The sequence below is a fragment of the Streptomyces camponoticapitis genome (assembly GCF_014646115.1).
In the GTDB taxonomy this organism is placed as follows: Bacteria; Actinomycetota; Actinomycetes; order Streptomycetales; family Streptomycetaceae; genus Streptomyces; species Streptomyces camponoticapitis.
This window is the reverse complement of sequence record NZ_BMMV01000011.1, coordinates 54,392-76,338: the sequence shown is the minus strand read 5'-3', so window position 1 is coordinate 76,338 and position 21,947 is coordinate 54,392. Positions and strand designations below refer to the sequence as shown.

Sequence of the window (21,947 nt, the reverse complement as noted above, 5' to 3'; positions counted from 1 at the left end):
CCCCCCGCCGCGACAGGCACTCGGGCCGCCTCACCGACGACAACGGAACCCGGGATGGTCGGGCGGTCGCTCCCGCCGCCAGTGCCGCCAACTCGGGTTCCACCGCGCCCCCTTGGTCCGCCGGTCGTAACGGAGAGGAGTCTGGCGGTCACCGTCCGAGCAGGGCCGTCAGTGCGCCCACCGGGTCCGTGTCCGGGGTGCCGCGGGGCCACCAGTCCTCCTGGTCGGGGTCCGACTCGTAGCCGTACCAGAGGCCGTCGCGGCCGAAGCGGAGTTGGAGCGAGCGCTCGGAGAGGCGGTTGCGCCAAGGGCGGAGGTGGGGGAAGTCGGCCGCGATCAGGGCGGGGCGGGCCCGGTCGAAGGGGCCGGCGGGTGGGTCCCAGGGCTCTTCCAGGACGGACAGCCCCGCGAGGCCGCCCTGGCGCCAGGCGGCGACGGCGCGTGAGAGGTCCATGGGGGTGTGGTCGGTGCCCGCCGCGAGGTCGCGGTAGAGGGCGCGGGTGGAGGCGGTGAGGCCGGAGCCGGGGTGGGCCGCGGCCAGACGGACGGCGTCCTGCCAGGGGGTGAGGCCCCCGACGGGGTCGATACCGGTCGCGAGGAAGGTGTGCGCGCGGGCCGCCGCCTCGGTGGCGAGCAGGTCGAGCGCCAGTGGGTCGGGGGCGCCGGTGGTGTGCGGATAGACGGGCGGGCGGCCCGGGTTGGCGGGCAGCGGGAAGGGCGGCGGCAGGGTCCGCGACGGGTGGGAGGTCACCGCCGCCGCCGCGTCGACCGTGGGCATGGGCGGTGCGGACGTGCCGCGCTCGGCGGCGGAGCGGGTGGCGTTGCGGCGTGTCAGGTCGGCGAGGATCTCGTGCTCGCCGCGTCCGCGCATCAGGAACAGCACGAACGGGTCCTCGTCCAGCAACCGCGCCGTCTGGTAGCAGAGTGCCGCCGCGTGCTTGCAGGGGAACCCGTCGTCCGGGCAGGAACAGTCGGGCGTGAGATCCCCGGCGGTGGGCAGCAGGTCCGCCGTGGCGGCCAGCGCGTGCGGCATGTCCTTGTCGAGAAGGGCGGCGATATGGTCCGGGCGGGCCGCGGCGGTGTCGAGAAGGCTTTCCCAGTCGCCGTCGCCGAGGGTGCGCAGACGGATCTCCGTACGGTACGGGCGCGGCCGGGAACCGTGCACGTAGGCCATCACCCGGCCCGGGGTGACCGTGATCGCGTCCACGTGCCCGCCGCCCGCGTAGGCGCGCCCGCGTCGCAGCCGGGCGGGGTCGAGCGCGGAGTCCTCCATGGACTCCACCCAGGCGTTGCCCCACCAGCTGGCGGCGTAGTCTCCCTCGCCCGCCGCGCCGGGCCGGGGCGGCAGGGCGGGGAACGTACGGCGGCGGTCGTCGTGCCGGGGGACGCGCGGCGCGGTCATGACGGCCTCCGCAGCGAGACCAGATCGGCCAGCTCACGGTCGGTCAGCTCGGTCAGGGCTCCCTCGCCCGAGCCGAGTACGGCATCGGCCAGGGCGCGCTTGGCGTCCAGCATCTCGGCGATCCGGTCCTCGACGGTGCCCTCCGCGATCAGCCGGTGTACCTGCACGGGCCGGGTCTGCCCGATGCGGTAGGCACGGTCGGTGGCCTGCTCCTCGACGGCCGGATTCCACCAGCGGTCGTAGTGCACGACATGGCCGGCCCGGGTGAGGTTGAGGCCCGTGCCGGCGGCCTTGAGCGACAGCAGGAACACGGGCGTCTCGCCGGACTGGAACCGGTCCACCATCCGCTCGCGCTCCGCCACGGGCGTGCCTCCGTGCAGGAGTTGGGACGGGATCGCGCGGGAGGTGAGATGCGCGGAGAGGAGCCGCGCCATCGACACGTACTGCGTGAAGACCAGGACCGAGCCGTCCTCACTGAGGATCGTGTCGATCAGTTCGTCGAGCAGGGCCAGTTTCCCGGAGCGGCCGGTGAGCCTGGCCCGGTCCTCCTTCAGATACTGCGCCGGGTGGTTGCAGATCTGTTTGAGCGCGGTGAGCAGCTTCATGACGAGACCGCGCCGGGCGATGCCTTCCGCGTTCTCGATGGCGTCCATCGTCTCGCGGACGACGGCTTCGTAGAGGGAGGCCTGTTCGCGGGTGAGCGGCACCGGGTGGTCGCTCTCCGTCTTGGGCGGCAGCTCGGGCACGATGCCGGGGTCGGACTTCTTGCGGCGCAGCAGGAAGGGGCGGACCAGCCGGGAGAGCCGTTCCACCGCCTCGTCGCTCGCGGTGGTGCCCGCCGACCCCGCGTGTTCGACGTTCTCCACGACGCGCGCGTGGCGGGCGCGGAAGGATTTGAGCGGACCGAGGAGTCCGGGAGTCGTCCAGTCGAGGAGCGCCCACAGCTCGGAGAGATTGTTCTCCACGGGGGTGCCGGTCAGGGCGACACGGGCGGGCGACGGGATCGTGCGCAGGGCCTTGGCGGTGGAGGAGAACGGGTTCTTGACGTGCTGGGCCTCGTCGGCGACGACCATCCCCCAGGTGTGGGCGGCCAGTTCGGGCGCGCTGCCGCGCATCGTGCCGTAGGTGGTGAGGACGAAGCCGTCCGTCACCCCGTCGAGCGTGCGGCCGGAGCCGTGGAAGCGGTGGACGGGGACGCCGGGCGCGAAGCGGGTGATCTCCCGCTGCCAGTTACCCAGAAGGGATGCCGGGCAGACCACCAGCGTGGGGACGGGGCGGGCGCGGTGCAGATGGAGGGCGATGACGGTGATCGTCTTGCCGAGGCCCATGTCGTCGGCGAGGCAGCCGCCGAGGCCGAGCGAGGTCATCAGGTCGAGCCAGGCGAGGCCGCGCAGCTGGTAGTCGCGCAGGGTGGCGTCCAGGGCGGCGGGCTGCGGGACGGCCGCCGGGCCGGCCACGAGCCGGTCGCGCAGGACCGCCAGCGCGCCGGTCGGCACGGCGTCGACCGTCACGCCGTCCACCTCGGCCGATCCCGTGAGGGCGACGGCCAGCGCGTCGACCGGGTCGAGCAGGCCCAGCTCCCGCTTGCGGGCCTTCCGCACGAGATCGGGGTCGATCACCACCCACTGGTCGCGCAGCCGCACGATCGGCCGGTGCGACTCGGCGAGCGCGTCCATCTCCGCCTCGCTGAGCGGATCGCCGTCGAGCGCCAACTGCCAGTTGAACTTGAGCAGTTCGGTGCTGTCGAAGAACGGCGTGCCGTCCGTGGCCGAGCCGGGCGCGGCGCGTACGACGGCGGCGGCCGAGAGCGTACGCGCCAGCTCCCGGGGCCAGTGAACGGCCACTCCGGCGGCGGCAAGGCTCGCGGCACCGGGACCGAGCAGTTCGTACAGCTCGTCCTCGGAGAGCGGCAGCGCGGCGGGGACGTCGTACTCCAGCAGCCTGGCGAGCGGCGGCCAGACACGGGCGGCGCGGCGCAGCGCGAGCAGGGCGTCGATCCGGGCGCGCGGTCCGAAGATGTCGTCACCGTCACCAGCCCAGAGCTGGGCCGCGTCCATGACGAGCGTCGGGTCGGCGAGGCTGTGGATCTGGACGAGGGCGGCTCCGGCACGCCGCTCGGCGCCGGACTCCTCCGGCGTCTCCTGTGGGGACGAGGAGTCGAACAGTTCGTACGCCGACAGGTCGAGGCGCAGCGAGACGCGCACTCCGGCGTCCATACCGGCCGCCGCTTCGGCCGCCCACGAGCGGGCGCGGGGCAGATGCTGTGCAGCATGCGCGGCGAAGGGCGCGCCGGCGGCGAACGCGGCCGCGGGCGTACGGGGCAGGGCGTCGGCGACCGCGTCGAGGAAGGCCCGCACCAGCGCTTCCGGCTCGGGCAGCCGCAGCGGGAGCAGATCGGGGAGGGGGACGGCATGCGCCTCGTACGGCATGGCGGCGGCGATGGCGCGCAGCTGGGCGATGTCGTCAGCGTCGAGCGGGCCGGCCCGCCAGGCGTCGTGGTCGGACGCGGTGAGGCCGGGCAGCAGCCGGCCCCGGGCCGCCAGGTGGAGCGCGTGCAGGGCGGCGGCGCCCCAGCAGGCGGCGGAAGGGTGCGCCGAGGCGTCGGAGCGGGCGCGGACCAGCAGGGGCACGGCGTCGGCGACGGGCATGAGCAGGGCGCGTACGACCCGGGTCCGCACGCCGCCCACGCCCGGGAGCGGACCGTCGGTGCCGTGTTCGTCGGAGGCGTCTGCCCCCGAGCCGTATCCACCGGATTCGTCCGCGTCGGAGCCGCCCTCGTCGTCGGCCGGGACCACGACCGTGAGATCGCCCGTGGTGAAGCCGCTCTCGGCGGGCGGCTCCCCCTCCGGGGCCCAGAACGCGACGCGCCCCTCCCGGGGCAGGCCAGCCGGAAGGAAGACCACGGCGCAGCGGGCCGGCGGTGTCGCGGAGGCGGCGGCGTCCCCGTCCGCGTGCGTGGCCCCGTCCCTGTCCGCCTTCGTGGCCCCGTTCTTGTCGGCGTCCCTCTCCGCGTCCCTGTCGGCGTTCGCCGGGGCGCCCGAGGAGGCGCGGTCAGAGGCGCGGAGGGTCGACAGCGCGTCGTCCAGCGCGTGTCGCGCCATCGTCACCAACTCCTTCCGCCCAGGTCGCACACCTGCGAGATCTCTTTACGGCGAGTCTAGGCGGGGGGTCTGACAGTGCCCCCGTCATGCCTGAAGGCCGCACCCTCAAGGCGGGAGGATGCGGTCTTCAGACGCGACGGCGGGTGGCCATGGATCAGACCCGCCGGCGCACCAGGGCGGCGAGTTCCACGGTCTTCTGCCGCCGCACCCACGCGACCACGGCGAAGAGGACCAGGAGGATCACGGGCGTCAGCGCGTTCTGACCGTCGAAGACGGTCACCTGAGTGATGAAGGCACCGATCATCAGACCGATGAGCGCGATCGCCGACGCTCCGGAGAGGATCGGGACGACCAGCGCGATGGCACCTGCCAGCTCAAGGCCACCGGTCAGATACATGAACCAGTCGCCGAAGCCGATCTCGTCGAACGACTCGGCCGCCACCGAGTGGCCGATGATCTTGGGACCCGCGCTCGGGATCGCCAGGAACAGCGCGAGAACGATCTGGAGCGTCCGGACCGCGATGTCCGTGCGGCGCGAGGGCCCGGCCTGAGCCGTGCCGGCGGAAACGGCAGCGGCGGTGGAAGGCGATACGGGCCGCGCGGATGCGGTCGGTGCGGGAGTGGTCGTAGCCTCGGACATTGGGGGTCTCCTCCGTTGAACACGTGGTGTGTTTTCAGGGAGGTAGACACTTGCCGCGCCTGGAACTCATCGTTCTCCGGGCGGTCGGATCGACGGACTTTCCGACGGGCTCCACCGTCGGCGGGTTTCCCGGCCCGCACCCGGTGCACGGGGCGCGGACCGGGTACGTCACCAACAGGAGGTGCGATGCCATGCGCACCGGAAATGAACCCGCCACCGCCCGCAGTCCGCTACGGATGCGCTGGTGGCTGAGCGTCTGGGGCATGTTCTGGTTCACCCTCGGCACGGTCGCCTTCGCGGTCGCCGACCAACCGGGCTGGTCCGCCGCCTGTGGGGTGCTGCTGCTGATCGTCGCCACGGACTTCGTGCTGGTCGTCCGCCATATGCGCCAGGGGTCGCGCTACCAGCCGAGCCGCGACGTACCGCCGTTCGAAGATCACAGCCGACGGCGTCGCGGCACCGCTTACGAGAGGCCCTGGAGGTGGAGGAAGAACGGCGACAGGGGCGACGACCTCAGTCGTCGGAGTCGAAACGCGCCGCCTTGAGGTACTCGGGGTTCGGATCGAGCGCCGCCGCCAGCCTGAAGTGCTTCGTCGCGTGCTCGGGACGCCCGGCCCGCTCATAGGTACGGGCCAGGGCGAAGTGCGCGAAGGCGTTGTCCGGCTCACGCTCCAGGACCAGCTCGAACTCCAGCTCGGCGGGCCGCAGTTGGGCGGCGGCGAAGAACGCGCGGGCGCGCAGCAGCCGCGCAGCCGTGTTCTCGGGATGCGCCGCGATCACCGAGTCCAGCAGCTTGACCGCGCCGCGCGGGTCACGTGCGGCGAGCAGCTGCTCGGCCGCGCGGTAGTCGATGACGTGGGTCTCCGGGCTCTCGGGCACGGTGGAATCCTTCCCCTCGGTCCGCGCGTTCAACGTCGCACAGGTTGCCGGTATTCCAAAACGGGTCGATGGGCGCGTCACCGGTCCGTGGGCACGTCGCCTGTTGGCGATGAACCGGCGGTCGCCCGGTCGACCAGCCGCTCCCAGACCTCCCGGACCCGCGGTTCCAGCTTCTCCAGCGGCCCGTCGTTGTCGACCACCAGATCGGCGGCGGCGATGCGCTGCTCGCGGGTGGCCTGTGCCGCCATCCGCGACCTGGCGTCGGACTCGGCCATGCCTCGGAGCCGTACGAGCCGGTCCAGCTGTGTCCCGGGGGACGCGTCCACGACCACGACCAGGTCGAAGAGCCCGGTCAGCCCGTTCTCGACGAGGAGCGGCACGTCGTGGACGACGATGTCGTCCTCCCCCGCCGCGCTCTCCAGCTCCGCCGAACGCTCGCGGACCAGCGGATGGACGATCCCGTTGAGGGTGGCGAGCTTGTCGCTGTCGGAGAAGACGAGCGAGCCGAGCTTCGGCCGGTCGAGCCTCCCGTCGGGCGTCAGGACGCCGGCGCCGAAGGCATCGACAACGGCGTCGAGCCCGGGAGTCCCGGGCTCGACGACCTCTCTGGCGATCTTGTCCGCGTCCACCAGCACCGCGCCGTAAGAGACCAGCAGTCGTGACACTTCGCTCTTTCCGGCACCGATCCCGCCGGTCAGGCCCACTTTCAGCATGTCCCGCAGCCTAGAGCGTGCGGCGGGCGTTTTACGAGACTGCCGGACGTCCGGGGGACGCCCGGCCGACTCAGGAGACGCCCCCCGCGCCTCAGGAGTCGCCCTCGCGCTCGGCGAGGAACTTCTCGAATTCGAGCCCGATCTCGTCCGCCGACGGAAGCTCGACCGGCTCGGCCACCAGATTGCCCCTGCTCTCGGCACCGGACACCGCGTCGTACTGGTGCTCAAGGCCCTGCACCATCGTCACCAGCTCCTCGTCCCCCTCGCTGAGCTGGCGCTCGATCTCCGTCTGGGTGCGCTGCGCCTCCGTACGGAGGGCGTGCGCGACGCCCGGCAGGACGAGTCCCGTCGCCGCCGTGATGGCCTCCAGCGCGGTCAGCGCCGCGTCCGGATACGAGGACCGCGCCACGTAGTGCGGGACGTGGGCGGCCACTCCCAGAACGTCGTGGCCCGTCTCCATCAGCCGGAACTCGACGAGCGCCTCGGCGCTGCCGGGCACCTGGGCCTCGTCGAAGGGGCTGCGATGGCCCGGCATGAGGTCGGTGCGGTTGCCGTGCGGAGTGATGCCGACGGGGCGCGTGTGCGGAACGCCCATCGGGATACCGTGGAAGTTGACGGCCAGCCGCACGCCGAGGCGTTCGACGACCTGCGACACGGCGGCGGCGAACCGCTCCCACTCCACGTCCGGCTCGGGTCCCGACAGCAGCAGGAACGGGGCGCCGGTGGCGTCCTGGACGAGCCTTACCTCCAGTGTCGGCGTCTCGTAGCTCGACCAGCGGTCGCGCCGGAACGTCAGCAGCGGGCGGCGGGCGCGGTAGTCGACCAGTCTGTCGTGATCGAAGCGCGCCACCACCTGGTGAGGCAGCGACTCCAGCAGGTTCTCGACGATCTGGTCGCCGGTCTCACCCGCGTCGATGTAGCCCTCGAAGTGGTACAGCATGACAAGACCCGCGGACTCCTGCGCGAGCGCCATGTCGACGACTGCCAGGCCCTTGGGCTCCCACTCGTACAAATCCTGCGGATCAAGCACGATTACCGGTCCTCCTCGTGTTCCTCAGGAAGAACGCGCCTCCGGGCGTGAGCATTCCCCGGCGGCGCACGCCGCATCCGGCCGGCGAAGGACGGACCGGTACCCGTCGGTACGGGCGCCGTGGGTCCCGGCGCCGGTGGTGCGGGAAGCAACAGGCCGACAGCGTACGGTACTTGGCCGCGGTTGATCTTCACGGCCCCGGCGGTGCGGGCATGCGTAAGGCCCGTTCCCCGAGGGGGAACGGGCCTTACGTCGAGCTGTCGACCGGTTACGGAGTCAGAGCGTCAGCTCTGGCCACCGGCCAGCTTCTCCCGCAGGGCGGCCAGGGCCTCGTCCGACGCCAGGGCGCCGGAGTTGTCCTGGGACTCCGAGGAGTACGAACCGCCGCCGCCACCGCCACCGTTGCCACCGGAGGCCGCGGGAGCCGCGCCGGCCGGGGCGGCAGCGCCCTCGGCAGCGGCGGCCTCGTCGGCCTCGCGGGACTTGATGACCTGCGCCTGGTGCTGCTCGAAGCGGGTCTGCGCCTCGGCGTACTGGGTCTCCCACACCTCGCGCTGAGCCTCGAAGCCCTCGAGCCAGTCGTTGGTCTCGGGGTCGAAGCCCTCGGGGTAGATGTAGTTGCCCTGGTCGTCGTACGAGGCAGCCATGCCGTACAGGGTCGGGTCGAACTCGACCGACGCCGGGTCGCCGCCGAACGCCTCGTTGGCCTGCTTCAGCGAGAGGCTGATGCGACGGCGCTCGAGGTCGATGTCGATGACCTTGACGAAGATCTCGTCGTTGACCTGGACGACCTGCTCCGGGATCTCCACGTGGCGCTCGGCCAGCTCGGAGATGTGGACCAGACCCTCGATGCCCTCGTCGACGCGGACGAACGCGCCGAACGGAACGAGCTTGGTGACCTTGCCGGGAACGACCTGGCCGATCTGGTGCGTCCGGGCGAACTGCTGCCACGGGTCTTCCTGCGTCGCCTTGAGCGACAGGGAGACACGCTCGCGGTCCATGTCCACGTCGAGAACCTCGACGGTGACTTCCTGGCCGACCTCGACAACCTCGGAGGGGTGGTCGATGTGCTTCCAGGAGAGCTCGGAGACGTGCACGAGACCGTCGACACCGCCGAGGTCCACGAACGCACCGAAGTTGACGATCGAGGAGACGACGCCGGAGCGGACCTGGCCCTTCTGCAGGGTCGTGAGGAAGGTCTGGCGAACCTCGCTCTGCGTCTGCTCCAGCCAGGCACGGCGGGACAGGACCACGTTGTTGCGGTTCTTGTCCAGCTCGATGATCTTGGCTTCGAGCTCCTTGCCCACGTAGGGCTGGAGGTCGCGGACGCGGCGCATCTCGACGAGAGAGGCCGGCAGGAAGCCACGGAGGCCGATGTCGAGGATGAGTCCACCCTTGACGACCTCGATGACGGTGCCGGTGACGATGCCGTCTTCTTCCTTGATCTTCTCGATCGTGCCCCAGGCGCGCTCGTACTGCGCGCGCTTCTTGGACAGGATGAGACGGCCTTCCTTGTCCTCCTTCTGGAGGACGAGGGCCTCGATCTCATCGCCCACGGCGACGACCTCGTTGGGGTCGACGTCGTGCTTGATCGAAAGCTCGCGGGAGGGGATGACGCCTTCGGTCTTGTAACCGATGTCGAGCAGGACCTCGTCCCGGTCGACCTTCACGATGACGCCGTCGACGATGTCGCCGTCGTTGAAGTACTTGATCGTCTCGTCGATCGCGGCGAGGAATGCTTCCTCGTTACCGATGTCGTTGACCGCAACCTGCGGGGTGGTGGCGGTGGTCTCGGTGCTGCTCGTCATGTGGGTAAAGGCTCCGGTACGGACATTGAGTCGTAGGTACTGCCACGCCGAGAGCCCGTATCGCCATCTGCCGGAAGCCGGACAGCCGAGGAAGCGCCATTCCTGATGAGGAAGGCGCCTCGAACAACCGAGGGGACCTACAACAGATGCGAGCGCGGCCTGCTACGTCTGAGGCGCGCAAGCCCGCAGCGCAACCTTTAGCATACGGGGGCAGCCGGACACGGTCAATGCGCGAAGGCGCACACCCGGGGCGGAACGCCCCATACCCGGCACAACAAACGTTTCATGAGGCCACAACGGCCGCACCGTAGCTCGGGCCGCCACCGGCCGACCACAGGGCGGCACAGGTGCGTACGGCCTTTCCGCACACTACGACGACGGGCACGATGAGCCAAGACCAGGCAGAGCATCAGCACACGGAGCGTCAGACGGAGTGGGAGCCCGAGGCCACCCGGCGTGACAGCGACAGCACCGAGAGCAGCCGCGCCAACCGGGGCTGGTGGAACCGGAACGCGGACGACTACCAGATCGAGCACGGCACCTTCCTCGGCGACGACCGGTTCGTCTGGGGACCCGAGGGTCTGGACGAGGTGGAGGCGGAGCTTCTGGGGCCGCCCGAGTCGCTCAAGGGTCTCGACGTCCTGGAGATCGGGGCGGGCGCGGCGCAGTGTTCGCGCTGGCTGACGAAGCAGGGCGCGCGACCGGTGGCACTCGACCTCTCTCACCGGCAGCTCCAGCACGCCCTGCGCATCGGGGACGAGGTGCCTCTCGTGGAGGCGGACGCGGGGGCGCTGCCCTTCCGCGACGGCTCCTTCGACCTGGCGTGTTCCGCGTACGGCGCGATCCCCTTCGTGGCCGATCAGGTGCGGGTGTTCCGCGAGGTACGGCGGGTGCTGCGGCCGGGCGGGCGCTGGGTCTTCTCGGTCACGCACCCGATCCGTTGGGCGTTCCCCGACGAGCCGGGGCCCGAGGGCCTGTCGGTGGCCTCGTCGTACTTCGACCGCACCCCGTACGTGGAGCAGGACGAGCAGGGGCGCGCGATGTACGTCGAGCACCACCGGACGGTGGGCGACCGGGTACGCGACGTCGTGGCGGGCGGTTTCCGGCTCGTCGACCTGGTGGAGCCGGAGTGGCCGGCGTGGAACACCCAAGAGTGGGGCGGCTGGTCGCCCCTGCGCGGGAATCTGATCCCGGGCTCGGCGATCTTCGTCTGCGTACGAGACTGAGGGCGTGATCCGCGAAGACGTCCTCGGCGCTCTCCCCGTCCGCACCGCCCTGCCCGCGCTGGAGGCGGCCCTCGACGGCCCCGGATGCGCCGTGCTGTGCGCGCCGCCGGGCACGGGCAAGACGACGCTGGTGCCGCTGGTGCTGGCCGGCCTCGTGCCCGTGCCCGGCGGCGCCGCGGGGGGACCCCGGAGGCGGGTGGTCGTCGCCGAGCCGCGCCGGATCGCCGCGCGTGCGGCGGCCCGTCGGATGGCGTGGCTGCTGGGCGAGCGGGTCGGCGGGAGCGTCGGTTTCACGGTGCGCGGGGAGCGTGTGGTCGGACGCGACACGGTGGTGGAGGTGGTGACCACCGGCGTACTGCTCCAGCGGCTCCAGCGCGACCAGGAACTCGAAGGCGTCGACGTGGTGATCATCGACGAGTGTCACGAACGGCATCTGGACGCCGACACGGTGGCGGCCTTCCTGCTGGACGTACGCGCCACGCTCCGTCCCGAACTGCGGCTGGTGGCGGCGTCCGCGACGACCGACGCCGAGGGGTGGGCGCGGCTGCTGGGCAACGCGCCCGTAGTAGAGGCGCGGGGAGTCACGCATCCTTTGGAGGTCGTGTGGGCGCCGCCCGCGCGCCCGGTGCGTCCGCCGCACGGGATGCGGGTCGACCCGGCGCTGCTGACGCATGTGGTCTCGGTGGTGCGCAGGGCGCTGGCCGAGCGCGCGGGCGATGTGCTGGTGTTCCTGCCGGGCGTCGGCGAGATCGGCCGGGTGGCGGGCCAGTTGGGCGACCGGGACGGCTTGGGCGCCGAGGTCCTTCAGGTGCACGGCCGGGCCCCGGCGCAGGTGCAGGACGCGGTGCTCGCGGGGTCGGGGGACGGCGACCGCCGCGTCGTACTGGCGACCTCGGTGGCCGAGTCGAGCCTGACGGTGCCGGGTGTGCGGGTGGTGGTCGACTCGGGGCTGGCGCGTGAGCCGCGTACGGACCACGCGCGGGGGTTGAGCGCGCTCACCACCGTGCGGGCCTCACAGGCGACTGCGCGGCAGCGCGCGGGACGGGCGGGGCGCGAGGCGCCGGGGGCGGTGTACCGGTGCTGGGACGAGGCCGAGGACGCGCGGCTCGCGCGGTTCCCGGCGCCCGAGATCAAGGTCGCCGATCTGGCGGCGTTCGCGTTGCAGGCCGCGTGCTGGGGCGATCCGGACGCCTCGGGCCTCGCGCTGCTCGACGCGCCGCCGGCGGGGGCGTTGGCCGCCGCACGGGCCGTGCTGGCCGCGATCGGGGCGGTGGACGCCGAGGGCCGGGTGACCGACCGGGGCGTCCGGATGTCCCGGCTGGGCGTCCATCCGCGTCTGGCCCGCGCGCTGCTCGACGGCGCCCGGGAGGTCGGCGCACGCCGGGCCGCCGAGGTGGTGGCGCTGCTGAGCGAGGAACCTCCGAGGGGGTACGGGGACGACCTGGCCGCCGCGTGGCGCACGGCGGGACGGGGCGGCGACGGGTACGCGGCGCGCTGGCGCCAGGAGGCGCGAAGGCTGGCCTCCGCCGGGGGGCGCGGTGGCGAGGCCGACGGCGACGGCCGCCGGAGGGGCTACGGGGACGGCGAGGCGAACGGGCCGGCCGACGATGCCGTCGTCGGGGTCGTCGCCGCGTACGCCTTCCCCGAGCGCGTGGCGCGCGCCCGTGGCGGCGGCGCGTTCCTCATGGCGTCGGGGACCGGCGCCGAACTCGCCGACGGGTCCGGGCTCCGCAGCGCGCCGTGGCTGGCCGTCGCGGTCGCGGACCGGCCGCCGACCGCGGCCTCCGCCCGGGTGCGGCTGGCCGCCGTCATCGACGAGGACACCGCCCGGAACGCCGCCGCGCATCTGCTGGTCTCCGGCGAGGAGGTGCGCTGGGAGGACGGTGACGTCGTCGCCAGACAGGTGCGGCGGCTGGGCGCGATCGAACTGTCCGCGCGGCCGCTGCGCGGGCCCGACCGGGCTCTGGTGCGGGCGGCACTGCTGGAGGGTCTGCGGCGCGAGGGCCCCGGCGCCCTGCTGCACTGGACCCGTGACTCGGAGGCGCTGCGCGAGCGACTGGGCTTTCTCCACCGGGCGTTGGGCTCTCCGTGGCCGGACGTCTCGGACGCGGCCCTGCTCGACGGCGCCGACGATTGGCTGGAACCCGAGCTGTCGAAGGCCCGGCGCCGCGCGGACCTGGCGCGGATCGAGGCGGGCCAGGCGCTGCGGCGGCTGCTGCCGTGGTCCTCGGGGCAGGCGGGGCGGCTGGACGAGCTGGCGCCGGAGCGCCTCCAGGTGCCGAGCGGATCGCGCGTACGCGTCGACTACGGCGGGGAGCAGCCCGTACTGGCCGTGAAACTCCAGGAGTTGTTCGGCATGACGGAGACACCGAAGGTCGCGGGCGTGCCGGTGCTGGTCCATCTGCTCTCCCCCGCCGGGCGCCCCGCGGCCGTCACCGCGGATCTGGCGTCCTTCTGGCGGGAGGGCTACCGCGCGGTACGCGCGGAGCTGCGCGGGCGTTACCCGCGCCACCCGTGGCCGGAGGACCCGACCCAGGCGATCGCGACACGTCGCCTGAAGGACCGGCGCTAGGGTCTGTCGTTCGGATCAGGCCGGATCGGGGAGCGCCCGGCGAGACACCCCCAGGGCGCGTCCGCGAAGTCCCGCCTGCCCCGGGGCGCCCGGCACGCACGCTCGCCGCGTTGCAGAAGTCGGCCAAGGACGCCCGGTACGAGGCCGATTCTCCGCCTTGCGACGCACCGCGCCGGACGCCCCGGATCAGCCCCGCGGGCGGGCCCCAGGCCGTGTCTCAGAAGTCCCGCCCGGCTCACGGCGCCCGGCACCCATGCTCTCCCCCGCAGCCCTTCGGGCCCGGGAGTCGTGGGCAGGCCCCGGGCGGCAGCCCGTAAGCACGCCGAACAAGCCGGCGCCGCCCCTCCGTCAGGGACGGAGGGGCGGCGTTCGCTCGTCGGCGCGCTCAGCCTGTATGTGCTCGGCGGCAGAGCTCCTGGTAGGGGCTACGCGGGGGCGGCGACCTTCAGTTCGATCGTCACCTTCGCGCCGCCCGCCGTCTCGATCTGCAGCAGGAACGTACCCGTGGCGTCGTCCGCGAAGATCTTCGGCAGTACCAGCAGGCCCTGGTCGTTCGTCCTCAGACCCTCCAGGCTCCTGAGCGGCTGACCGTCCGCGCCCTTGAAGTACGGGCCCTTGTCGGCCGGAGAGGCGTCGTCGGCCGACTTGATCATGGTGGCCTTGACCGCCACACCCGGGGCCGTCTGGCCCTGGTTGGTGGCCTTGACCTCGACGGTGTCGGCGAACTCCGCGCCCGGCGCCGCCGTCAGTTCCTTGTCGCTGGTCCGGACGACCGCGTCCGCCCGGCGCTCGGTGACCGTCGCCGTGAAGTCGACGGCCGGGACCGTACGGCCCACGACACTCGCCCGCACCGTGAAGTCGCCCGTCTTCTCGCCCGCCTGGAGCGCGGGCGCCGTGGCGACCCCGTCGCTGCCACTGGTGACGGTGGCCTGCTTCCCGCCGCCCGCGAAGGTCGCGTCGGTCTCGCCGACGATCTCGAACCGTACGGCCACCTTGCCGACAACCTTGCCCTTGGCGTCCTCGCCGCGCACCGAGACGCGCTCCGCGAACGCGCCGCCCGCCGTGGCGGACAGCTTCCCGGTGCCCGCGTTCTCCAGCCGCTGGACGGTGGGCGCGGGGGTGGTGGGCGGCGGCGTCGTCGGCGGCTTGGGGGGCTTCGGAGGCTTGGGCGGCTTGGGCGACGGCGAGTCGCCGGGGTTCTGGGGGCTCGGGGAGCCGCCGGGGTTCGGCGGAGTCGGGTCGGGGCTCGGGGAGTTCCCTGAACCGCCCGGGTTCAGCGGGCCGGGCCCCGAGGGCAGCACGCCGGTGCCGTCCGGCACCTCGTGGGTGCCGCGCTTGTAGTAGTCCAGCCAGGACAGGACTGTCGCCAGATACTCGTTCGAACGGTTGTAACTGAGTATCGCCTGCTCAAGATTGGACTTCACCGACAGGTCGCGGTTGTTGGCGCAGAGATAGCGGCCGGCGGCCAGCGCCGCGTCGAAGATGTTGTTCGGGTCCTTGCGGCCGTCGCTGTTCGCGTCCTGGCCCCAGGTGGCCCAGGTGGACGGAATGAACTGCATCGGGCCCACGGCACGGTCGTGGGTCTTGTCCCCGTCGTACTCACCGTTGTCGGTGTCCGAGATGTTGGCGAAGCCGACACCGTTGAGCACCGGGCCCAGGATGGGCGTGAGCGTGGTGCCCTCGTCGTCGACCCTGCCGCCGCGCGCCTGGCCCGACTCGACCTTGCCGATCGCGGCGAGAAGTTGCCACGGCAGTTTGCAGCCGGGGTTGGTGATCGCGATGCTCTGTTCGGCCTGCTTGTACGCGGCCAGCACCGAGGCCGGTATCCCCGCTTCCGATTCACCGCCGAGGCCCGGCAGGTCGATCGAGGCCGCTGGCTTGTTCGGGGTGTTCAGCGGCGGGAGATCCGTGTGGTACGAGGAGTCTCCGGAGGCCGAGCCGTCCCCGTCCGGCACGCTCGATCCGGACGCCTGCTTTCCGCCGCCGTCACCACCACCGGAGACTATCGCCGGGGCCTGTGAGGCGGAGAGTGCGGCGACCGCGAGTGCGGCGACCGCGGTGGTGGTCGCCCCTCTGCGGAGCCGGCGGCCGAATTGCGCTGCCATACGTCTGGTCCCTCCCGATGAACAGCTGTTCGCGCTCCCAGCGCGAGGACTCAGGCGACCCTACGGCAACTCCCTGTGTACGCACACGGGGTGGTGACCGCTTTTCACCGCTTCGCCACCTCCCGGCTTCCCGTACGTCGAACCGGTGGCCGGGAAGGGGCGTCGTTCATACTGACCCGGTGCCAGGTGGGCGTGTTCCCTGCCTGATTGAACGACGACACGCCCCAGGGGGACCTGCCATGCCTTTCACGTTGAGCCATGCCGCCGCGGTGCTGCCTGGCATCGGACGGGACGGCAGGTCACGGGGGCCGCTGCTCGCCTCCGCGCTCGTCGCCGGCTCGATGGCACCCGACATGACGTACTTCGCCGCGACCGCCGTGCCCGCCGCCATGGAGTTCGGCGAGGTGACGCACGGCGCACCGGGCCTGTTCACCGTCGACGTCGTCATCGCCGCGGTCCTCGTGGGTATCTGGCTGATTCTGCGTGAACCGGTGCTCGCGCTGCTGCCCGCCGCCTGGCAGGGACGGGCGCACGCCTTCGTACGAGGACCCGACCGGCGCGGTGGACGAAGGGGGGCGCTCGCCGCCCGGTTCTACGTCTCGGCGGTGCTCGGCGCGTCCACCCATGTGGTGTGGGACGCGTTCACGCACATCGACCGGTGGGGCACCCGGATGGTGCCCGTTCTGGGGGAGGTCGTCGCCGGCTTCCCGCTGTACACCTACACGCAGTACGGCAGTTCGGCGCTGGCTCTGGTGGCGCTCTGCTGGTTCACGGTCTCCGCCGTGCGGCGGCTGCCCCGGTCGCCCGCGCCTGCCTCGGTGCCCGTGCTCGTACGGCGCGAGAGGGCCGTCGCCTACGCGCTGCTCGCGGGGTGCGCGCTGGCCGCCATGGCGCACCGGTTCATCCGTTGGTACGACTACCACGGGCAGGTGTCGACGCCGTTGGACGTCATTCCGACGCTCTGCTTCGGCGCCGGGGCGGGGCTGGCTGCGGGACTCGTGCTGTACGGAACAGGCATGCGGCTGCGCGCCGCCCGCACGAAGCCGGTGGCGCCGCCCGCCGCGAACGGCCCGACGGCCCCGGACCGTTCACGTACGGGATCGCGCTGAACCCCTGAGCGGGGTACGACGCGGGGCCCGCCCTCAGTGGGCGGCCGAGTCCCAGTCCGGGCCGACGCCCACGGAGACGTCCAGCGGCGCCCGCAGCTCGGTCGCCGCGGCCATCTCGCGGATCACCAGCTCCTCGACCCGCTCCCGCTCACCAGGGGCGATCTCCAGCACGATTTCGTCGTGGACCTGGAGGAGCATGCGTGAGGCCAGCCCGGCCCCGGTCAGCGCCGAGTCGACCCGGAGCATCGCGACCTTCACGATGTCCGCGGCCGTGCCCTGGATCGGGGCGTTGAGCGCCATCCGCTCGGCCATCTCACGGCGCTGACGGTTGTCGCTGTTGAGGTCCGGGAGATAGCGCCGGCGGCCGAGCATCGTCTCCGTGTAGCCCGTGGCCCTCGCCTCTTCGACCGCTCGCTGGAGATAGTCCCGTACGCCGCCGAAGCGCTCGAAGAAGGTGTCCATCAGGCCGCGCGCCTCGGCCGCCTCGATGTTCAGCTGCTGGGAGAGCCCGAACGCCGAGAGGCCGTACGCCAGTCCGTACGACATCGCCTTGATCTTGCGGCGCATGTCGGGGGTGACGGCGGCCCGCTCCACACCGAAGACCTGGGAGGCGACGGTGGTGTGCAGGTCCTCGCCGGAGGTGAACGCCTCGATCAGACCGGCGTCCTCGGACAGATGCGCCATGACGCGCAGCTCGATCTGGCTGTAGTCGGCGGTCATCAGCGACTCGTAGCCCTCGCCGACGACGAACCCGCGGCGGATCGCCCGGCCCTCGTCGGTGCGCACCGGCACGTTCTGCAGGTTGGGGTCGGTGGAGGAGAGCCGGCCGGTCGCCGCCACCGTCTGGCTGAAGGTCGTGTGGATACGGCCGTCGGCCGCGATCATCTTGACCAGGCCCTCGACGGTGACCCGGAGCCTTGCCTGCTCGCGGTGGCGCAGCATCAGGACGGGCAGTTCGTGCTCGGTCTGCGCGGCGAGCCAGGCCAGCGCGTCGGCGTCCGTCGTGTAACCGGTCTTGGTCTTCTTGGTCTTGGGCAGGGCCAGCTCGCCGAAGAGGACTTCCTGGAGCTGCTTGGGCGAGCCGAGGTTGAACTCGTGGCCGACCGACGCGTGCGCCTCCTTGACGGCCTGCTGGACCGCGGCGGCGAACTGCTGCTCCAGGGCGACCAGATGGGGCTGGTCGGCCCAGATGCCGTTGCGCTCCAGTTTGGCGAGGAGGGCGGAGGTGGGCAGCTCGATGTCCTGGAGCAGGCGGGTGGCCCCGACCTCCTCCAGCCGTCCGGTGAAGGCCTCGCCGAGATCGAGCACGGCGCGCGCCTGCGTCATCAGTGCGTCCGCCTCGGCCTGGTCGTCGCTGCCGAAGGCGAGCTGTCCGTCGCCGGCGGCGGCCGGGGCGAGTTCGCGTCCGAGGTATTCGACGGCGAGGGCGTCGAGCGCGAAGGAACGGCGGCCGGGCTTGACCAGATACGCGGCGAGCGCGGTGTCCATGGTGACGCCGCCGATCTGCCAGCCGTGCTCGGGGGCGACCCGCATGGCGCTCTTCGCGTTGTGCAGCACCTTGGGGTGGTCCGCCGCGGCGAGCCAGGCGGAGAAGGCCTTCTCGTCGGCCTCGTCGAGCTGGGTGGTGTCGAACCAGGCGGCGGCGCCGTCGGCGGCGGCCAGCGCGACCTCGCTGATGCTGCCCGTGCCGAGCGCCCAGGTGTCGACGAGAGCGACGCCCAGCGGCTCGTCGCCGTGCTCGGCGAGCCAGGGCGCCAGCTCGCCGGAGACCAGGACCCTGCCGTCGAGCTCGATGCCCGCCTCGGGGGCCGGGGCCTCGTCCTCGACGGCGCCGGGGTCCACACCGAGCAGCCGCTCGCGCAGGCTCGGATTGCGGATCTCCAGGACGTCGAGCACACCGGTGACAGCCGTCCGGTCGTACGGAGCGCGCTCCAGGTCCTGCGCGGTCTTCGTCAGCTCGACGGTGCGCACGAGCTCGGTGAGATGGCGGTTGAGCTTGACCGAGGGCAGGTGCTCGCGCAGATTCTGCCCGACCTTGCCCTTGACCTCCTCGGCGCGCTCCACGAGCTCGGCGAAGGAACCGAACTGGTTGATCCACTTCGCGGCCGTCTTCTCGCCGACACCGGGGATGCCGGGGAGGTTGTCCGACGGGTCGCCGCGCAGGGCGGCGAAGTCCGGATACTGCGCGGGGGTCAGTCCGTACTTCTCCTGGACCTTCTCCGGGGTGAAGCGGGTCAGTTCGGAGACGCCCTTGGTGGGATACAGCACCGTGGTGTGCTCGCTGATGAGCTGGAAGGAGTCCCGGTCGCCGGTGACGATGAGGACCTCGAAGCCCGCTTCCTCGGCCTGGGTGGCGAGGGTGGCGATGACGTCGTCCGCCTCGAAGCCGTCGATGGCGAACCGGTGCGCGTTCATCGCGTCCAGCAGTTCGCCGATCAGCTCGACCTGGCCCTTGAACTCGTCGGGCGTCTTGGAGCGGTTGGCCTTGTACTCGGGGAACTCCTCCGAGCGCCACGTCTTGCGTGAGACGTCGAAGGCCACCGCGAAGTGCGTGGGCGCCTCGTCACGCAGAGTGTTGGCCAACATCGAGGCGAAGCCGTAGAAGGCGTTCGTCGGCTGCCCGGAGCTGGTGGTGAAATTCTCCGCGGGCAGCGCGAAGAACGCCCGGTACGCCAAGGAGTGCCCGTCCATGAGGAGCAGGCGAGGACGGTTGTCTGCGGTCTTCTTCGATGCTGTCTCAGCCACGTACCCGATCCTGCCACGCCCCACTGACAATCCTGACCCGCGCTCCACCCCGAGGGGCCCCCGGCGGTGCGTGACAGGATCGGGGGGAGAGTTGTCGGGGACGGAATCGCGGGACGAGTCCCGTCGTACGAGTGAGGGAGAGCGTGATGGCACGCAAGCCGCCTTCAGGTGACCCGGTCCAGGACGCGCCGCAGGTCGCCGACCCGCAGCACAGCGCGGCCGGGCTGCCGGCCGTGGCGCATTCGCTGCGGGTGGCCCAGCAGCAGATGGGCGTGCGGCGCGCGGCGCGGACGCTGCTCAAGGTCAACCAGAAGGACGGCTTCGACTGTCCGGGCTGCGCGTGGCCGGAGGGCGACCACCGGCATACGGCGGAGTTCTGCGAGAACGGTGTGAAGGCGGTGGCCGAGGAGGCGACGCTCCGCCGGGTGACGCCGGACTTCTTCGCCGCGCACCCGGTCGCCGATCTGGCGAGGCGCAGCGGCTACTGGCTGGGCCAGCAGGGCCGTATCACCCAGCCGATGCTCCTGGAGCGCGGCGCGGGCGGCAGCGCGCACGGCGACAACGGCGGCGGTGGAGCCGGCAGCGGTGAGGGCGGCGGTGACCGCTACGAACCGGTGAGCTGGGAGCGCGCGTTCGCGATCATCGCCGAGGAACTCAACGCGCTGGACTCCCCCGACGAGGCGCTGTTCTACACCTCGGGCCGTACGAGCAACGAGGCTGCCTTCCTGTTCCAGCTGTTCGCCCGCGAGTTCGGTACGAACAATCTGCCGGACTGCTCCAACATGTGCCACGAGTCGTCCGGTTCGGCGCTCTCCGAGACCCTGGGCGTCGGCAAGGGCAGCGTGTCCCTGGAGGACATGCACCAGGCCGACCTGATCATCGTCGCCGGGCAGAACCCGGGGACCAACCACCCCCGGATGCTCTCCGCCCTGGAGAAGGCCAAGGCCGCGGGCGCGAAGATAATCTCGGTGAATCCGCTGCCCGAGGCCGGCATGGAGCGGTTCAAGAATCCGCAGACGCCGCAGGGCATGATCAAGGGCGCGGCGCTCAACGACCTGTTCCTCCAGATCCGCATCGGCGGCGACCAGGCCCTCTTCCGGCTGCTGAACAAGCTGATCCTGGAGGCCGCCGAGGAGGACCCGTCCGCCGTCGACGAGGCGTTCGTCGCCGAGCACACCCACGGCTTCGGGGAGTTCGCCGCCGCCGCGCGGGCCGCCGACTGGGACGAGACACTCATCGCGACGGGTCTCGACCGCGCCGACATAGAGCGCGCGCTGTCCATGGTGCTGGCGTCCAAGCGCACCATCGTCTGCTGGGCGATGGGCCTGACGCAGCACAAGCACTCGGTCGCGACCATCCGCGAGGTCGTCAACTTCCTTCTGCTGCGCGGCAATGTGGGCCGGCCCGGCGCGGGGGTGTGCCCCGTGCGCGGACACTCCAACGTCCAGGGCGACCGCACCATGGGCATATTCGAGCGGCCCGCGCCGGCCTTCCTCGACGCCCTGGACCGGGAGTTCGGGATCACCTCGCCGCGTCACCACGGCTACGACGTCGTCCGGGCCATCCGGGCGCTGCGCGACGGCGACGCGAAGGTCTTCTTCGCCATGGGCGGCAACTTCGTCTCGGCGTCGCCGGACACGGAGGTGACGGAGGCGGCGATGCGCAACGCGCGGCTGACCGTGCACGTCTCGACCAAGCTCAACCGCTCGCACGCGGTGACCGGCGCGCGCGCCCTGATCCTGCCGACCCTCGGCCGTACGGACAAGGACGTGCAGGCGGGCGGCAGGCAGGTCGTGACCGTGGAGGACTCGATGGGCATGGTGCACGCCTCGCGCGGCAACCTCGCCCCCGCGAGCCCGCACCTGCTGTCCGAGCCCGCGATCGTCGCCCGGATGGCGCGCGCCGTCCTCGGCCCGGAGTCGCTGACTCCCTGGGAGGACTTCGAGAAGGACTACGGCTCGATCCGCGACCGGATATCGCGTGTCGTTCCCGGCTTCGAGGACTTCAACGAACGCGTCGCCAGGCCCGGCGGTTTCCAGCTCCCGCACGCGCCGCGCGACGAACGGCGCTTCCCCACCTCCACCGGCAAGGCCAACTTCACCGCCGCGCCCGTCGAGTACCCGGCGCTGCCGGAAGGCCGGCTGCTGCTCCAGACGCTGCGCTCGCACGACCAGTACAACACCACGATCTACGGGCTCGACGACCGCTACCGGGGCATCAAGGGCGGCCGCCGCGTCGTGCTGGTGAATCCGGACGACGCACGCCGACTGGGCCTGGCCGACGGCTCGTACACGGATCTCGTCAGCGAGTGGAAGGACGGTGTCGAACGACGGGCGAGCGGTTTCCGGGTGGTGCACTACCCCACGGCCCTCGGCTGCGCCGCCGCCTACTACCCGGAGACGAACGTGCTGGTGCCGCTCGACTCCACGGCCGACACCAGCAACACCCCGGCGAGCAAGTCCGTCGTGGTGCGCTTCGAGCACCGCTGACAGCACCGCCGGCGGAACTCCCCGGTCCGGTCCGCGCGTCGGTCCGTCCGAGCGCACGCCCCACCTAAGCGTTCGCTCAGCCATCTGATAAGACGGTGCGTACCGGCGCGCGCGGACCCACGCACGGA

The 21,947-nt window shown here is 71.9% G+C and carries 14 protein-coding genes; 5 read left to right on the top strand and 9 right to left on the bottom strand.

Going from position 1 to position 21,947, the window contains the following annotated elements; genetic code table 11:
• Positions 1-148 precede the first annotated feature (148 nt).
• From IEY79_RS18405 to IEY79_RS18395, 3 genes are all read right to left on the bottom strand, one after another.
• Positions 149-1,402 carry an SWIM zinc finger family protein gene (locus IEY79_RS18405; protein WP_189108607.1) on the bottom strand — a complete coding sequence of 418 codons (1,254 nt, stop codon included), beginning with the start codon at positions 1,400-1,402 and terminating at the stop codon, positions 149-151.
• The gene (locus IEY79_RS18400; RefSeq protein WP_229700952.1) at positions 1,399-4,503 is read right to left on the bottom strand and encodes an SCO1167/SCO6262 family helicase; all 3,105 of its coding nucleotides are present in this window, start codon (positions 4,501-4,503) and stop codon (positions 1,399-1,401) included. Before IEY79_RS18400 ends, IEY79_RS18405 begins: the two co-directional genes overlap by 4 nt.
• A gap of 154 nt (positions 4,504-4,657) precedes the next feature.
• Positions 4,658-5,143, bottom strand: coding sequence for a DoxX family protein (locus IEY79_RS18395; protein WP_189108606.1), 486 nt, complete (start codon positions 5,141-5,143; stop codon positions 4,658-4,660).
• A 191-nt stretch (positions 5,144-5,334) separates the two neighbouring features.
• Between IEY79_RS18395 and IEY79_RS18390 the strand changes: the two genes are divergently transcribed.
• Complete coding sequence (locus IEY79_RS18390; protein ID WP_229700951.1) at positions 5,335-5,688, top strand: DUF6343 family protein; 354 nt, start codon at positions 5,335-5,337, stop codon at positions 5,686-5,688.
• Here the strand turns inward: IEY79_RS18390 and IEY79_RS18385 are convergent.
• From IEY79_RS18385 to rpsA, 4 genes are all read right to left on the bottom strand, one after another.
• Complete coding sequence (locus tag IEY79_RS18385) at positions 5,657-6,022, bottom strand: tetratricopeptide repeat protein (RefSeq protein ID WP_189108605.1); 366 nt, start codon at positions 6,020-6,022, stop codon at positions 5,657-5,659. The two genes, IEY79_RS18390 and IEY79_RS18385, sit on opposite strands and share 32 nt — an antisense overlap.
• A gap of 77 nt (positions 6,023-6,099) precedes the next feature.
• On the bottom strand, positions 6,100-6,735 hold the full coding sequence (gene coaE / locus IEY79_RS18380; protein WP_189108604.1) for a dephospho-CoA kinase: 636 nt from the start codon (positions 6,733-6,735) through the stop codon (positions 6,100-6,102).
• Between the two features lie 91 nt (positions 6,736-6,826).
• Positions 6,827-7,765, bottom strand: coding sequence for a PAC2 family protein (locus IEY79_RS18375; protein ID WP_189108603.1), 939 nt, complete (start codon positions 7,763-7,765; stop codon positions 6,827-6,829).
• A 284-nt stretch (positions 7,766-8,049) separates the two neighbouring features.
• Positions 8,050-9,573, bottom strand: coding sequence for a 30S ribosomal protein S1 (gene rpsA / locus IEY79_RS18370; RefSeq protein ID WP_189108602.1), 1,524 nt, complete (start codon positions 9,571-9,573; stop codon positions 8,050-8,052).
• 386 nt (positions 9,574-9,959) lie between these two features.
• Here rpsA and IEY79_RS18365 point away from each other — a divergent pair, with 386 nt between their 5' ends.
• Both IEY79_RS18365 and hrpB read left to right on the top strand, forming a co-directional pair.
• The gene (locus IEY79_RS18365) at positions 9,960-10,799 is read left to right on the top strand and encodes a class I SAM-dependent methyltransferase (protein WP_189108601.1); all 840 of its coding nucleotides are present in this window, start codon (positions 9,960-9,962) and stop codon (positions 10,797-10,799) included.
• A gap of 4 nt (positions 10,800-10,803) precedes the next feature.
• Positions 10,804-13,371: an ATP-dependent helicase HrpB gene (gene hrpB / locus IEY79_RS18360; RefSeq protein WP_189108600.1), complete on the top strand. Its 2,568-nt coding sequence runs from the start codon at positions 10,804-10,806 to the stop codon at positions 13,369-13,371.
• 425 nt (positions 13,372-13,796) lie between these two features.
• Here hrpB and IEY79_RS18355 read toward each other — a convergent pair whose 3' ends face one another.
• Positions 13,797-15,476, bottom strand: a complete 1,680-nt coding sequence (locus IEY79_RS18355) for a lytic transglycosylase domain-containing protein (RefSeq protein ID WP_189108599.1) — start codon at positions 15,474-15,476, stop codon at positions 13,797-13,799.
• A 239-nt stretch (positions 15,477-15,715) separates the two neighbouring features.
• Here IEY79_RS18355 and IEY79_RS18350 point away from each other — a divergent pair, with 239 nt between their 5' ends.
• Positions 15,716-16,585: a DUF4184 family protein gene (locus IEY79_RS18350; protein ID WP_189108598.1), complete on the top strand. Its 870-nt coding sequence runs from the start codon at positions 15,716-15,718 to the stop codon at positions 16,583-16,585.
• A gap of 33 nt (positions 16,586-16,618) precedes the next feature.
• Here the strand turns inward: IEY79_RS18350 and polA are convergent, their stop codons facing one another.
• Entirely contained in the window at positions 16,619-19,330 is a 2,712-nt protein-coding gene (gene polA, locus IEY79_RS18345) for a DNA polymerase I (RefSeq protein WP_189108597.1), read from the bottom strand.
• A gap of 146 nt (positions 19,331-19,476) precedes the next feature.
• On the opposite strand from polA, the gene IEY79_RS18340 reads away from it, so the two are divergent.
• Positions 19,477-21,819 (top strand): FdhF/YdeP family oxidoreductase, encoded by a 2,343-nt coding sequence (locus IEY79_RS18340; RefSeq protein WP_189108596.1) that lies wholly within the window; start codon positions 19,477-19,479, stop codon positions 21,817-21,819.
• The last annotated feature ends 128 nt before the right edge of the window (positions 21,820-21,947 follow it).

Bases quoted from the DNA above. Each gene is read 5' to 3' on its own strand.
- IEY79_RS18340 (WP_189108596.1), top strand. From the start codon at position 19,477: ATGGCACGCAAGCCGCCTTCAGGTGACCCGGTCCAGGACGCGCCGCAG.
- IEY79_RS18400 (WP_229700952.1), bottom strand. From the start codon at position 4,503: ATGGCGCGACACGCGCTGGACGACGCGCTGTCGACCCTCCGCGCCTCT.
- IEY79_RS18365 (WP_189108601.1), top strand. From the start codon at position 9,960: ATGAGCCAAGACCAGGCAGAGCATCAGCACACGGAGCGTCAGACGGAG.
- rpsA (WP_189108602.1), bottom strand. From the start codon at position 9,573: ATGACGAGCAGCACCGAGACCACCGCCACCACCCCGCAGGTTGCGGTC.
- IEY79_RS18390 (WP_229700951.1), top strand. From the start codon at position 5,335: ATGCGCACCGGAAATGAACCCGCCACCGCCCGCAGTCCGCTACGGATG.
- IEY79_RS18405 (WP_189108607.1), bottom strand. From the start codon at position 1,402: ATGACCGCGCCGCGCGTCCCCCGGCACGACGACCGCCGCCGTACGTTC.
- coaE (WP_189108604.1), bottom strand. From the start codon at position 6,735: ATGCTGAAAGTGGGCCTGACCGGCGGGATCGGTGCCGGAAAGAGCGAA.
- IEY79_RS18355 (WP_189108599.1), bottom strand. From the start codon at position 15,476: ATGGCAGCGCAATTCGGCCGCCGGCTCCGCAGAGGGGCGACCACCACC.
- IEY79_RS18350 (WP_189108598.1), top strand. From the start codon at position 15,716: ATGCCTTTCACGTTGAGCCATGCCGCCGCGGTGCTGCCTGGCATCGGA.
- IEY79_RS18395 (WP_189108606.1), bottom strand. From the start codon at position 5,143: ATGTCCGAGGCTACGACCACTCCCGCACCGACCGCATCCGCGCGGCCC.